This window comes from Amycolatopsis panacis (assembly GCF_003600245.1).
GTDB classification, from domain to species: Bacteria; Actinomycetota; Actinomycetes; order Mycobacteriales; family Pseudonocardiaceae; genus Amycolatopsis; species Amycolatopsis sulphurea.
On the sequence record NZ_QZFV01000054.1, the window covers coordinates 1 to 13,689 of the forward strand.

General features: G+C 65.6%; 11 protein-coding genes, 1 tRNA gene and 2 pseudogenes. 10 read left to right on the top strand and 4 right to left on the bottom strand.

Going from position 1 to position 13,689, the window contains the following annotated elements; translation table 11 throughout:
* Positions 1 to 76: 76 nt before the first annotated feature.
* A complete protein-coding gene (locus tag D5S19_RS03900; RefSeq protein ID WP_120021961.1) occupies positions 77 to 1,069 on the bottom strand; it encodes a molybdopterin-dependent oxidoreductase in 993 nt (330 codons plus the stop codon).
* Positions 1,070 to 1,663: 594 nt separating this feature from the next.
* Here D5S19_RS03900 and D5S19_RS31925 point away from each other — a divergent pair.
* The 4 genes and pseudogenes from D5S19_RS31925 to D5S19_RS32845 all read left to right on the top strand — a co-directional run bounded on the left by D5S19_RS31925 (position 1,664) and on the right by D5S19_RS32845 (position 3,336).
* Positions 1,664 to 2,026, top strand: coding sequence for an RHS repeat-associated core domain-containing protein (locus tag D5S19_RS31925; RefSeq protein ID WP_233573701.1), 363 nt, complete (start codon positions 1,664 to 1,666; stop codon positions 2,024 to 2,026).
* 262 nt (positions 2,027 to 2,288) lie between these two features.
* Entirely contained in the window at positions 2,289 to 2,696 is a 408-nt protein-coding gene (locus D5S19_RS03915) for a hypothetical protein (RefSeq protein WP_147397326.1), read from the top strand.
* A gap of 135 nt (positions 2,697 to 2,831) precedes the next feature.
* A pseudogene (locus tag D5S19_RS32840) lies at positions 2,832 to 3,025 on the top strand (transposase); the annotation flags it as partial.
* A gap of 26 nt (positions 3,026 to 3,051) precedes the next feature.
* Positions 3,052 to 3,336 (top strand): hypothetical protein, encoded by a 285-nt coding sequence (locus D5S19_RS32845; protein ID WP_233573713.1) that lies wholly within the window; start codon positions 3,052 to 3,054, stop codon positions 3,334 to 3,336.
* A 23-nt stretch (positions 3,337 to 3,359) separates the two neighbouring features.
* Here the strand turns inward: D5S19_RS32845 and D5S19_RS32850 are convergent.
* Positions 3,360 to 3,443, bottom strand: a pseudogene (locus D5S19_RS32850) (hypothetical protein); the annotation flags it as partial.
* Between the two features lie 207 nt (positions 3,444 to 3,650).
* Complete coding sequence (locus D5S19_RS03930) at positions 3,651 to 4,658, bottom strand: TRM11 family methyltransferase (RefSeq protein ID WP_120021965.1); 1,008 nt, start codon at positions 4,656 to 4,658, stop codon at positions 3,651 to 3,653.
* A gap of 347 nt (positions 4,659 to 5,005) precedes the next feature.
* Between D5S19_RS03930 and D5S19_RS03935 the strand changes: the two genes are divergently transcribed.
* From D5S19_RS03935 to D5S19_RS03950, 3 genes are all read left to right on the top strand, one after another.
* Entirely contained in the window at positions 5,006 to 6,169 is a 1,164-nt protein-coding gene (locus D5S19_RS03935) for an ISAs1 family transposase (protein ID WP_233573702.1), read from the top strand.
* A 766-nt stretch (positions 6,170 to 6,935) separates the two neighbouring features.
* Positions 6,936 to 7,223, top strand: coding sequence for a hypothetical protein (locus tag D5S19_RS03945; protein ID WP_147397327.1), 288 nt, complete (start codon positions 6,936 to 6,938; stop codon positions 7,221 to 7,223).
* The gene (locus D5S19_RS03950; RefSeq protein ID WP_147397328.1) at positions 7,220 to 7,423 is read left to right on the top strand and encodes a hypothetical protein; all 204 of its coding nucleotides are present in this window, start codon (positions 7,220 to 7,222) and stop codon (positions 7,421 to 7,423) included. Before D5S19_RS03945 ends, D5S19_RS03950 begins: the two co-directional genes overlap by 4 nt.
* Before the next feature lie 313 nt (positions 7,424 to 7,736).
* On the opposite strand, the gene D5S19_RS03955 is transcribed toward D5S19_RS03950, so the two are convergent.
* A tRNA-Ala gene (locus D5S19_RS03955) sits at positions 7,737 to 7,809 on the bottom strand.
* 665 nt (positions 7,810 to 8,474) lie between these two features.
* Here D5S19_RS03955 and D5S19_RS03960 point away from each other — a divergent pair.
* From D5S19_RS03960 to D5S19_RS03970, 3 genes are all read left to right on the top strand, one after another.
* On the top strand, positions 8,475 to 10,079 hold the full coding sequence (locus tag D5S19_RS03960) for a coagulation factor 5/8 type domain-containing protein (protein WP_407641713.1): 1,605 nt from the start codon (positions 8,475 to 8,477) through the stop codon (positions 10,077 to 10,079).
* 108 nt (positions 10,080 to 10,187) lie between these two features.
* Positions 10,188 to 11,840, top strand: coding sequence for an FAD-dependent oxidoreductase (locus tag D5S19_RS03965; protein WP_120021969.1), 1,653 nt, complete (start codon positions 10,188 to 10,190; stop codon positions 11,838 to 11,840).
* Complete coding sequence (locus D5S19_RS03970; RefSeq protein WP_120021970.1) at positions 11,837 to 13,264, top strand: ATP-binding protein; 1,428 nt, start codon at positions 11,837 to 11,839, stop codon at positions 13,262 to 13,264. Before D5S19_RS03965 ends, D5S19_RS03970 begins: the two co-directional genes overlap by 4 nt.
* Positions 13,265 to 13,689: the final 425 nt, after the last annotated feature.

The following is a 13,689-nucleotide window of genomic DNA, read 5'->3' on the forward strand; positions in this document are numbered from 1 at the left end:
CGCTACGAGCGCAAGGCCGCCCATTTCCTGGGTTTCACCCAGCTGGCCTGCGCAGTGATCTGCTACCGCCGAGCCGTCAAGCTGGATCTTGTGACCCACAACAACCCCAAATGAGATGTGGTCTTAGGGCCAGCCGTGACTCGTCGGTGTCGTACTGGCCGGTGGCCGGGTCGTACGCGACTGGTTGTGCAACTTGCCCATCCCACGCCACGTAGTGGGCAGGATCGCCCTCGGCGAACACCTCGTTCCCGCGGAGCAACCGCCCGGTGTCGCGCCGGACGAGGAGCGGGGCGTTGGTCCAGCGTCGGACGAAGTCCTCGTCGTACCAACCGCGTTCGATCATCACCTGGGTCATCGCCATGGCCAGCGCGGCGTCCGTGCCCGGCCGAACCCGGAGCCAGTGGGCGGCTTTGCTCGCCAATCCGGCACGCCGCGGATCGACCACGACAAGCTTGGCTCCCCGGCGCAGCGCCGCGGCGGTCGCGGTGGCATGGGCCAGCCGCGCCACCGACGGGTTGTAGCCCCAGAACAGGATGCAGCCGGCGTTGTCGAGGTCGGGCAGGTACGCGCCGGGCACCGGCGCGCCGAAGGTGAACATCGGGGCAAGCATCCGGCCCCACCCGCACAACTCCATGTAGACCGCGAAATTCGGGCTGCCGACGGCGCGCCTGAGCCGGTTGAGCCAGTCGATCGAGTCCGACATCGCCGACGTCGACGGTGACGCGCTGGCGAACACCACGGACTCCGGGCCGTGCTCACCGGCTGCGGCGGCCACCCGTGCCGCGATCGTGTCCAATGCCTCGTCCCAGCCGATCCGCTGCCACCCCGGGTCGGCGGCACCTTTCGGAGTGGTGCGCTTGAGCGGGTAGCGGAGCCGGTCGCGATGATTCACCACCTCCGGCGCCGCCTTGCCCTTGATACACAGCGCCTGCCCGGTCGGGTGCGACGGATCGGGTGCCAACGAGACGAAGGTGCCGTCCTTGATCGTCGCGATCGCACCGCATTTGGAGACACACAGCGGGCAGAACGTCGGCACCTGACGCACGCCGTTCCCGGAATCGGCACCCATGGTGCTCACCTCCGTCAGTCGCCTGCCATGAGCCGATGGTGACACTTCAGCCGGGCCAAACCCGCTACTGCTACGACGCCGCCGACCGGCTCCTGGCCACCGAAGGCGCCACCACACTGACCGGATTCACCTACGACACCAACGGCAACACCACCAGCTGGACCGGCTCCGACGGCGGCACCACAACCCTGACCTGGGACGGCTCCGACCGCAACACCGGCGCCCGTACCACAGGCCTCACGCCCGCACTCAACGCGGACATCGCCTACACGCGCGACGCCACGAACCGCATCATCTGCCGGGATCCCCGCGACTGCGACAACAACACCCGTCACTCGCTACAGCTTCACCAGCGACGGCGACAGCCCCGACCTGACCCTCAACACCGACAACCGCCTCACCTCCCTCTCCATCTCCCTACCCGGCGGGGCCCTCTACACCAGCCGCCTCGGCCCCGACGGCACCTTCACCCCCACCTACGACCACCCCTCCATCCGTGGCGACCTCGTTCTCACCACCGACACCACTGGACACCAGGCCGGAGCACTGCGCTCCTACGACCCCTACGGCCAACCCCTCGCTCCGTCGGGCACGGTGGATACGCAGAAGGTGCCCGACAACTCACCGGGCTCCATGGACTACGGCTGGCTCGGCCAGCACCAGCGACCCTACGAACACACCGGCGCACTCTCGCTCGTGCAGATGGGCGCCCGACCCTACAGCCCTCTGCTGGGCCGGTTCCTCTCCGTCGACCCCGACGAGGGTGGCTCCGCCAACGACTGCGAATACGTCGCCGGCGACCCCATCAACGCTGTCGACCTCGACGGACACGGGTTCTGGCGGCAACGCCATCCAGGGAAACTGGGGAAAGGCCGCCCTCTTTGCCGCGGGCGCAGCCACATGGGGCGCTGCGACTACCGCATACAAGGCTGCGCGGATCGTCCGAGCGGCAGGTAAGACGGTGAAGATGGGTGGCGGCATCCGTGCGTCACGCCTGACGTCACGAGTAGCGGGCCGGGTCTGGGTGGGGAAGGGAGCGAGCCGTGTAGGCCCAGGCGGTCGCTATCGCTTATCGAACGACAAGCGACGGCAGTACCGGCCAGCGAGCTATAAGGCGAAGCACCGTATATGGCAGTCCAACTTCGAGCGCCGGAACAAACCTCAAGGTCCATGGAAGCACAACTACCATGTCCGTCACAGAAGGTTTTGGTGACCGTGAATGGAGCTGACGATGGAGGCCTGGGATTTCAATGGTCGTGTGGCATCAATGCGCCAAGGTAGTGACATACGTGGCTACCTCTTCGTGACCGTCGCCGAGTCGACCGCTCACGAGCCTCGCCCGCAAGTCTTGCTCGAGTTTCTTCGTTCGTCCGACGCCAACCAGCACACATGGTTCTACAGCGACCGGGCCGATCCCACAGGCTATGACACGGCAGCCGAACTTTCGTCCTTGGAGATCGACTGGTATGGAACACGCTACTCCGCGCGTTGGCTGGCCGACGATCAGGCGACCGAGATCAAGAAATACTTCGATCATCAGGAACCTGTGGGCAAAAAAATTGTTAACGCATTTCTCAATCGAAAGAGTGGATCTCAGGTGAACGTATTGCCGGACCACGGGAACTAGAATGGCAGCCTCGCAGGGGTGATGTGCGGTGCACTAAGAGCGTGTCTTACATGGTGATCTGCCGGTGATCGGCGATGATCTTGGCTTGTGAGTGATGCGTTGTCGTTGCGGTTGGTGCCGGATGCACTGTGAGAGTTGGTGGCGTCGTTGATCCCGGACTTCGAGGTCCGGCCGCAGGGTGGAGGTACTGCGCCGCTGCCCGATCGCGCGGTGTTCACGGCGATCGCGTACGTGCTGACCAGCGGATGTGCGTGGCGGGATGTGCCGCCGTCGTTCGGGGTTCCGTTCCAGACCTCGCATCGTCGCTCAGCCAGTGGACGAAGGCCGGTCACGGGCATCTGCGCACCCGGAGATTGTGACGGTCGAGGACTTCACCCGTGTCCAGGTCCTCCGCCGCGAGAAGAGGCGACACGCGCATTTCCGGATCGTCCGGGTGTTCCTCGCGTATACGATGGCTGATCTGCTTCGGCGACCATTGTTCCTGCAGGCCGTCGTTTACCGCATCGTGGAGACCGCCGGACGATTCGAGCTTCCGTTCCTTCGGGCGACGCGAACAATCGTCGGCCCGCCGCTGGCGTCAACGGCACGGTATTCTTCCGCGCCGCCATTGCGGTTAATTTCCCGAGCGATTGTCGAATGATGACGCGCCCCCAGCGCATTCGCAATGAACCGGGCCGAGCGATCCTTACTCAACTCCCGAGAGATAATCTCTCGCTCCTCGAACCGCAATGGCTCGCGCTGACTCATTTACCGCCCCAATCGATCGACGCCGACAAGATTCTAGCGTGGCGTCGCTACGACCGTTTGAACCCGCCAGGACAAGAGAACCGTAAAAATGGCATCCGGGACCCTGCCGGATGACTTTAAAAGGTTGCTCGATGCGCCACGGTCGTTGTGGGCGCCAGCCGGTGACCGCCGCGGCGGCCTCGAGCTGGCCCGGTACCTTCGTGGCTCTTACCGGCCGCCGACAAGCACGGTCGCCGGATGGCCGTTCAGGAGGATCTCGTGCGTGGTCCGCGGTGTCAGGCCGACCGAATCCCATTGCCGAGCAACAACAGGCACCAATCGGCGGGCCACCAGCATCAACAGCCGACCACGACTCGGATGTAGCACCCGATCAAAACTGAGCAACATTTTCCGGGCGAACTGCTCGAAGGGCAGGCCGATGTCCTCGTGCTCGCCCCAGGGCGGGTCGGTCACGATACTGGTGATGCTGTGGTCATCCACAGAATCCAATACCGTCGCGTCATCCTGCCTGATTTCCGCTTTTCGGGACTTGAGCAGGGGCGGGGGCAGACTGGCACGATGCTCGGTGAGCCTCAGATCCGAGTAGATCGCGCGTCGGCAGGGCAGCTTGATTCGTGCGGAAACAAGTGCCCCGCTGCCGGCGAACGGGTCGAGGAACACGTCGTCCAGTCTCGGCTCGGACGCTTTGACGAGCAGCGCGCACAGATCCGGCCGCAACGATCCGCGGGCCGGCGCCCGGTGACGAACGGTCGTCAACCGTTGACAGAACACGAGCAGGTCCAGCCCGCGCCTGCCGATCACCCAGTACTCGTCACCCGTGCCGCCGCGCGCGTTGAGCTTGCTTCGGGTCTGCTCGACGATGGCTGTCTCGAGCCGGGTTCGCACCTGCGGGGGCACACCGACCAACGCGCCGTCGATGTTCGTCATGGTCCGGAAGACGCCACCCCCGCGCACCTGTCGCAGCAGGCCCCGGTCGCGTATGACTTTCGTCAGTTTTCGGATGGCGGCCGGTAGCTCTCCCCTGGGCACCTCGCCGAGCACCCGAAAGGCATTCTTCACATAAGAAAGTCCACTTACCACGTCCGGGGGCGAACTGCTTTCGAAAAGCATGGCGCTGTCGTCTTCGAATGTCGTCCGAACCTCCTCGAGGTCCGCGCGCAGGGCAGTCGCAACCAGGCTGCCAAATCCCGCACCGAACTGGACGTAGTACCGCACCAGCTCAGTTTAGCGGTCCGCGACCAGGCAAGGGATACGGAGCCTTGCTGGGGCCGGATTTGGAGGGGGTCGATGAACATTCTCACCACCTCCAGCAGGTCGGCGAAAGCAACCACGTTCCTCGCCGAGGCACCCCTGCCAGAACTTCCGGGAGGTACGTGCGGAATGCTCGCGCGGTACCCCCGCAGCATGCGGAGGGGGTGGCAGGGTCTCGGCAAAGTCGGTTAGTGGCTGGTCAGGCCGGGTGAGAGGCAGGCACGGTCTTCGGTGATCATCTGGGTGTCGAGTCCTGATGATCATGTGGGAGAACCGTGCCTGCTGTTGCATCATCCCTGATCCCTGCCGGGTTGGACCAGTTGGCCCACAGCTGGGCGCTGCCTGACAATCCGGCGAAGACAGTTCGGAAGGTCGCTGATCTGCGTGAGCGCCTTGTGTTGGTGCCCGACCCACGCTGCCGACGCGGGAGGCGGCATGCGATCACGACGATCCTGCTGATCGCCGCGGCCGCCGTGCTGACCGGGGCGCGCTCGTTCACCGCGATCGGTGAATGGGCTGCTGACCTGCCGCAACACCTTCTGGCCGCCCTCGGAGCACGCAGGGACCGGCAACGCGGTGTCTATTGTGCTCCCGGTGAAGCAACCCTGCGCCGCGTGCTGGGGTTGGTCGATGGTGACGCGCTCGATTGCGCGATCGGTGCCTGGCTGGCCAGTCAGGACAATAGTGTTCGGACGATCGCGGTGGACGGCAAGACACTACGTGGCACCTGCGATGACACCGGGCAGGGTGGCGTGCACTTGCTGGCTGCGATGACTCACGACAGCGGAATCGTTGTGGCTCAACGAGAAGTCGATGGAAAGACCAACGAGATCACCTGTTTCCAGCCTTTGCCCTCCGCCCTGGACATGGCTGGGGTCGTGGTGACCGCCGACGCACTGCACACTCAGCGCGAGCACGCCCGCCGCCTCGTCGCCGAGCTTGGCGCGGACTATGTGCTGACGGTGAAGGAAAACCAGCCCACCTTGTTCACCCAGCTTGATGCCCTGCCTTGGGCGGGAATCCCTATGCACACCACAGAAAATAAGGGACATGGCCGTATCGAGCGGCGCACGATCCGGGTGCAACCCGCACCCGGAGACATCGCTTTTCCCTACGCAGCCCAAGTATTCCTAATCGAACGCTACGTCACCGACACCAGGAGCGGCAAGCACAGTGCTGTCGCGGTCCTGGGCGTGACCAGCTTGGCCGCAACCACAGCCAACACCGAGGACATCGCCCTCCACGTGCGGAAACACTGGCGGATCGAGAACAAACTCCACTACGTCCGGGACGTCACCTACAACGAGGACGCCTCCCGTGTCCGCACCGGAAACGCACCACGCGTCATGGCCAGCCTCCGAAACTTAGCAGTCAGCGCCCTACGGCTGGCCGGCAACACCAACATCGCCGCCGCGCTTCGCGCAACCGCACGCGAGGCCACCCGACCACTCACACTCCTCGGAATCTATCCCTGACCAGTACCAACGACTTTGCCGAGACCGTGGGGGCAAACCGACGTAGTGCTTGACGGCTGGGGCTCGGTCGACCTGCGCAACGGCGCGCATGTCGACCGGCTGGGTCTCGTCGTGGGTCTCAGGTCGATAGACCTGGAGGTTGAGTTCGGACTGGAGCACGGGTCTGGCGAAGCGAGGTTGACTCTGTTGTTCTCCGATGTCAGCGTTTTCAGCCTTGAACCGGAGCTTCCGCCCGAAGTCGATCCGGCATACGGACATGCGCTGCTAACCGAGCTGAGAGCCTGGCGGGATACTCGACCTGGGTTCGAGGGAAGGGCCGGATTTTCCCTCGGCACCACTTTGATGTCCCTGGATTTCTATGCCACTGGGCTTTCAGCGACGGTGCGGCCCCTCGACGGTGAAAGAGGAATCGGAACGGGTGGATAGGGTGGCACGCGATTGCGCGTGCGGCGGCCACCCGTCGCCCGGTGACCGCAGGCAGACGAACCTGTTGCAAGAGCATCACGACCGCTACTGCCGAGGACCGGTGGGGAAGATGGCTGGGTGCCGGCGAACCGCTGCCGTCCGCTCGGTCATGTCGGTGCCCTCTTTGCCCGTTCGCGTCGGGGATATTCATCGGAGCCGTACCGGTTCGGAGTGGTGTGCCGCCGCTGGCGCGCATTTCAGCGGCGGCAGTCCCGGGCGATCGACCGGCATCCGAATCGGGGCGCTGCGGGGCTCTCGACGTCTGACAGGCCAGCCGTGTGTGCTGACCGGGCTCGGCGGCGTGGGCAAAACCCAGCTGGCCGCGGAGTTCTCCGGGCGAGCCCGGGCTTCCGGCGAAGTGGACCTGCTGGTGTGGGTTGCCGCCAGTTCCCGCGAGGCGATCGTGTCCGCGCACGCGCGACTGGCCGCCGATGTGACCGGAATGGAAGACCCGGCACCGGAACAGGGCGCGGCGCGGTTGCTGCAGTGGCTGGCCGCCAATAACCGTAGATGGCTGGTAGTCATCGAGGACGTGCAACGCCCGTCCGACTGTGGCCTCCGGCGGTTGCGGCCGGGCAGGTGCTGGTGACCGCTCGGTGGAAGGACGCGGCGTTGCGGGGCCGCGGCAGGCATTGGGTGGAGGTCGGAGTTTCCGGTGAAGCCGAGGCCCGCTCCTACTTGGAGGCGGTCCTCGACGACCAGCCGCAGGTTCGGCAAAAATGCGACGACCTGTCGCGGGACCTGGGGTTTCTGCCGCTCGCGCTGGCGGCGATGTCGTGGCTGCCGTAGGCGCTGACGAATGACCGGAGCCGACGTCGGTGATCCAGGCAAAGTCGGCTTGTGGCTATCTCGGTTGCCTGTACGCAATAACGCAGCGAACACGGCTCGCTGCACGCTGAAGAATCTTCAGGAGACCACCCGGGTCGGCGACATGTTCTGGAGCGCTCTTGTGCACCGATGCGAAATGGGGTCAGGGCTTGCTCCAGAATCGCTCCAGCTACTGGACGGTAGCTGAAGTCAGAGGAGGCAAAACTCATGATAAGTTCGACCGAAAAACCGCCCTTCCTGGACTTTTGTATCCAGTGGGCGGTTTTCGTCACGGTGGAGCTAAGGGGACTCGAACCCCTGACCCCCTCACTGCCAGTGAGGTGCGCTACCAGCTGCGCCATAGCCCCGAAGCGAAGTTCTTCCGCATCTCGTAGGAAAGACAGTACACCCCACGTCTGCGCGGCTTCGCGCGGGGTCCGCTGTCCAGTGTCGGACGGTGATGCGGCAGGTAGGCGGAATGTTCATGACTTGTTTCAGGCAGGCATGGCCTCCTGATTGGCCGGCGGAGCACCGTTCGCGGCGGTGACACTGAGTATTCACTCTGTTGCTGGTGGTGTTATCGAGATCCGGGTGCAGGCCGTCGGGCGGGCCGCGAATGCGGTGGTGCAGCTGTACAGCTGAGCTGGGACAAACGTGCAGAGCTGGCGATTTCACTGGATGGGTGATGGCGACCGGCAGATGCGCACGGTGGTGGACGGAGCAGGCGGGTGGAAGGCAGCGGGCGGCTCCGGTGCGGGCGAGGGAGATGTCTGGCTCGGGCGACGGACGTGGCGTTGACCAGCGGTGGTGGGTTGTTCTCGCGCCGGTCGGCGGGACGTGGTTCGCGACCCGGCGGTAGGGCACGGCCCCGGGGGTGGTCGGTGGGGCGGCGACAGGTCGTCGTCCCCCGCGGTAGTACGTCTGTACTGCGGCCGGCGCGTAATCGTTCAGACTTACCCCTGTGGGTGGCACAACTTCTCCGAAGGCTGCGCAGCCGGACCTGGGGCCGAACGTCGTGATCTTCGATCCGTCGATGTCGAGCGAGATCATTCAGTGCAGATTGGACGGCATCTTCTCGCAGCAGGAGAGGAACCAGTTCGGTAGCGAGCGGTACGCGGTCATGTTCAAGCCGGGCACCTACGCCAACGACGTGAACGTCGGCTTCTACACCCAGGTGCTCGGCCTCGGCAGCACGCCCGACGAGGTCACTGTCAACGGTGCGGTGCACGTCGAGGCCGACTGGCTTCCGCCGAACAACGCCACCCAGAACTTCTGGCGCGGCGCGGAGAACCTGTCGGTGAACCCGGCCGGGGGAGCGGATCGCTGGGCGGTCTCGCAGGCCAGCCCGTACCGCCGGATGCACCTTCACGGTGACCTCCTGCTGGACGACGGAGGCTGGTCCAGCGGCGGCTGGATCTCCGACACGAAGATCGACGGCCGGGTCCGTTCTGGCTCGCAGCAGCAGTGGATCTCGCGAGACTCCCAGTTCGGCAGCTGGCACGGGGCCAACTGGAACATGGTGTTCGTGGGGGTCGAGGGGGCGCCGGCGGGGACCTTTCCGGCGCCGCCGTACACCACGGTCGACCGCACGCCAGTGGTGCGGGAGAAGCCGTTCCTTTACATCGACGACACCGGGAACTACCAGGTCTTCGTACCCGCGCTGCGCACGGAGACTTCCGGTGTGACCTGGGCGAACGGTGCCACGCCCGGTACCTCTCTTTCGATCGACCAGTTCCACATCGCGAAGCCGGGCGCGACCGCGCTGGAGATGAACGCGGCACTGGCTGCGGGCAAGAACCTGCTGGTCACACCGGGGGTGTACCACCTCGACCAGCCCTTGCATGTGACCCGGCCCCACACCGTGGTGCTCGGCCTCGGCATCGCCACCTTGGTCCCGGACGACGGGATCACCGCGATGAACGTGGACGACGTGGACGGGGTGAAGGTCGCGGGCCTGCTGTTCGACGCCGGCACCACGAACTCGGACACGCTCATGCAGGTCGGGCAGCCTGGCGCGCAAGCCGACCACGCCGCGGACCCGACCTCCTTGCACGACGTGTTCTTCCGGGTCGGCGGCGCGGCGGCGGGCAAGGCGACCACGAGCCTCGTCATCAACAGCAACAACGTCATCTGCGACCACATGTGGATCTGGCGTGCCGACCACGCGGCGGACGAGCGCTATGTCGGCTGGGACATCAACACCGCGGACACCGGGATGGTGGTGAACGGCGACGACGTGATCACCTATGGCCTGTTCGTCGAGCACTTTCAGAAGACCGAGGTGGACTGGAACGGTGAAGGCGGGCGCACCTACTTCTTCCAGAACGAAATGCCCTACGACGTCCCTGACCAGGCCGGTTGGCGGAGCGGTTCGACGAACGGCCACCCCGCCTACCGGGTCGCCCCGGACGTGACCAGGCACGAGGCCTGGGGGCTGGGCAGCTACTGCTTCTTCAGCACCAACCCGTCGGTGGCCGGAGAGCGGGCGTTCGAGGCGCCGGAGACCCCTGGCGTCCGGTTTCACAACATGGTGACGGTGTCGCTCAACCATCAAGGCACCATCACGCACGTGGTCAATGACGTCGGCGAGGCGACACCGGACGGCTCGAAGCCGGTGAACGTGACGAGTTACCCGTAGCCGCCATCCGGACAACCTGCGCACGCCCTGGTGACGGTCCTGGTGTGTGCCGGGCCGGTCTTTCGCTGGTCTCCGCCGGGAGCGTGACGGAGTCGTAGGCTGTTCTGTGTGAGCCAGCCGATCCTGATGACCGTGGACGACGACCCCGCTGTATCGCGGTCGGTCGCCCGGGACCTGCGCCGCCGCTACGGCAAGGACTACCGCGTGATCCGCGCCGCTTCGGGGGCCGACGCGCTCGACGCGCTTCGTGAGATCAAGCTGCGAGGCGATGCGGTCGCGGCCATCCTCGCGGACTACCGCATGCCGCATATGGATGGCATCGTCTTCCTGGAGAAGGCGATGGACCTGTTCCCCCATGCCCGCCGCGCCCTGCTGACCGCCTACGCGGACACCGAGGCGGCGATCCAGGCCATCAACGTGGTGGACGTCGACCACTACCTGCTCAAACCGTGGGACCCGCCGGAGGAGAAGCTGTACCCGGTCATCGACTCGCTGGTGGAGACGTGGCTGGCGGTCGGCGACCGCCCGGTGGAGGAGACGAAGCTGATCGGACACCGTTATTCGGCGCCGTCGTTCCGGATGCGGGACTTCCTCGCTCGGAACGCGGTGCCCTACCGGTGGTACTCCGTGGACGACGAGGAGGCCGGTCGTATCCTGCAGGCCGCCGGCGCCTGCGCGGCCGACATCCCGGTGGTGGTCACCCCGGACGGCACGGTGCTGAAGCAGCCGTCCGGCGGGGAGATCGCCGACGCCGTCGGCCTCTCCACGCGCCCGGCGCAGGACTTCTACGACCTCGTGGTGATCGGCGGCGGTCCGGCTGGGCTGGGCGCCGCCGTGTACGGCGCATCCGAGGGCCTCCGCACGGTACTGGTGGAGCGGAAGGCCACCGGGGGCCAGGCGGGCACCAGTTCGCGGATTGAGAACTACCTCGGCTTCCCGGACGGGGTATCCGGAGCCCAGCTCACCGACCGGGCCCGTCGCCAAGCGCAGAAGTTCGGCGCCGAGGTGCTCACCGCGAGGGACGTCACCGGCCTGGAGGCGCGAGGGTCGAGCCGCGTGGTCACCTTCGGCGACGGCTCCGAGATCGCCGCGCATTCGGTGATCCTCGCCAGCGGAGTCACCTACCGGGCGCTCGAAGCCGACGGCATCGAAGAGCTGACCGGCAGAGGCGTCTACTACGGCTCCGCGGCCACCGAAGCACCTGACTGCGAGGGCGAGCACATCTACATCGTCGGTGGTGCGAACTCCGCCGGACAGGCCGCGGTGTTCTTTTCCCGGCATGCCGCCGATGTCACCCTGCTCGTGCGCGGCGGCTCCCTGGAGTCGTCGATGTCGCACTACCTCATCGAGCAGCTCGCGGCACTCGACAACGTCCACGTGCGAACGCACACCACTGTGGTCGAGGCTCATGGCAACGACCACCTCGAATCCATTACGGTCTGCGAAAACGGTGCGACTGCGACACTCGACACCGGGCACCTCTTCATCTTCATCGGGGCCGCCCCGCGCACGGGGTGGCTGGGGGACGGGATGCTGCGCGACCGGCATGGCTTCGTCCGGACCGGCCCGGACCTGATCGAGGACGGCCGTCGTCCGGCCGGCTGGGGACTCGACCGGGATCCGCACTACCTGGAATCGTCCGTACCCGGGGTATTCGTCGCGGGCGACGTCCGTTCACAGTCGGTGAAACGGGTGGCCTCCGCCGTGGGCGAAGGAGCCATGGCCGTGACCCTGGTCCACCGTTACCTGGAGGAACAGTGACCGAGCCCGCACTGGCGCGTGAGGAATTGCGCAGCCTGTTCCTGTTCGAGCACCTTTCCGAAGAGCAGCTCGGCTGGATCGAAGAGCACGCCGCGATCGAGGAGTTCAAGGGTGACTCCGTGGTGTTCCGCGAGGGCGACCCGGCGACCTGCTTCTACGTGCTGCTCGGCGGTGCCCTGCGGATGACCCGGCAGGTGGCCGGGGCCGAAGTCGAGACCAAGCGGTCCGACCAGCGGGGCTCCTATTGCGGGGCGACCCAGTTCCTCGCGCACGAGGACAGCGAGGCGACCTACAGCGCGACGATCTACGCGGTGAGCGACCTGACCTTCCTCACCTTGCCCGCCGCCGAGTTCGCGGTGGAGTTCCGTCGCTGGTTCCCGATGGCCGCGCATCTGCTGGAGGGCATGTACCTCGGTTGGCGCAACAACGATGCGCTCGTGTCCTCGCGGCGCCGCCTGGTCGCGCTCGGCGAGCTCTCCGCCGGGCTCATGCACGAGCTGAACAACCCCGCCGCAGCCGCGGTGCGGGCCACCGCGGCGCTGCGCGAGCGGGTCGCCGGGATGCGGCACAAGCTGGCGATCCTGGCGAAGAAGGACATCGACCCGGATCTGCTCGAACTGCTGCTCGATGTCCAGGAGCGGCTCGTGAAGCAGGTCGCCGACGCGCCGAAACTCACCGCGATGCAGCAGGCCGACCGCGAGGACGAGATCGGCGACTGGTTCGACGAGCGCGGGATCGACCAGGGTTGGGACCTGGCCACCATCTTCGTCGCAGCCGGGCTCAGTGCCGAGAATCTGGACCGCGTACTGGAAACGGTCGGCGAGGGACTGCTCGACGGGGCGATCCGCTGGCTCGCGTACGCTCTCGACACCGAGATGCTCATGGGGGAGATCGAGGATTCCACCAGCCGGGTCTCGACACTCGTCGGTGCCGCGAAACAGTACTCGCAGATGGATCGCGCCCCGCACCAGTTCGTCGACGTCCACGAGGGGCTCGACTCCACGCTGGTGATGATGTCCGGCAAGCTGGGCGAAGGAATCCGGGTGATCAAGGAATACGATCGCTCGATCGCCCGGATACCGGCCTACGCCGCCGAGCTGAACCAGGTGTGGACCAACATCATCGACAACGCTGTGTGCGCGATGGACGGGCAGGGCACGTTGACCTTGCGTACCTGGCAGATCGGGCAACAGATCCGAGTGGTGATCGGCGACACCGGTCCGGGCATCCCCGAAGAGGTGCGGCTGCGCATTTTCGAGCCGTTCTTCACCACGAAGGGTGTGGGCGAGGGAACCGGGCTCGGGCTGGACATCTCGTGGCGCATCATCGTGGACCGGCATTCGGGCGACATCAAGGTGACCTCGGTGCCCGGCGACACGCGGTTCGAGATCTGCCTGCCGGTGGAGGAACAGGCCTCGATCTGAAACGGCCCGCGCGGATCGGCGCCGCGCGGCGGTCGAGACGTTTCGTGCACTGGATCTTCGGGATCGGGTGGTCAAGGCATTCACTGTTCGTACCCCCTCGGAGACGGTGTGGTGCTCGATCTCGAGAGTAGCCGCGCCGACCGGCTGCGATCCGGGTCATTTTCTGACTTTTGTTGTGTAGCAACGATTTTCATGGATCAATACCGCCTGATTGAGTGATCCTTTCCCGGGGGCCGGATTTTTGCCCGACGAGCTGGCCTCGTCGGGCAACGCTGTGCTATAGAGGCTGGCTCCGTCCATTGTGGATATTGAATCTCTGATCTCCGGAATCCTTTGTTGATGCCGGTGAGATGACTGGCACCGAAAGAGTGATGCGTTCGAACGCGTGTTCGTGCACTCTGGGGGAGTCAGGCGGGTGCACTTGC

What these genes read in the sequence shown, in the direction of transcription:
- D5S19_RS03915 (WP_147397326.1), top strand. Translation starts at nt 2,289, where the DNA reads ATGGAGCTGACGATGGAGGCCTGGGATTTCAATGGTCGTGTGGCATCA.
- D5S19_RS03960 (WP_407641713.1), top strand. Translation starts at nt 8,475, where the DNA reads ATGTCGAGCGAGATCATTCAGTGCAGATTGGACGGCATCTTCTCGCAG.
- D5S19_RS03900 (WP_120021961.1), bottom strand. Translation starts at nt 1,069, where the DNA reads ATGGGTGCCGATTCCGGGAACGGCGTGCGTCAGGTGCCGACGTTCTGC.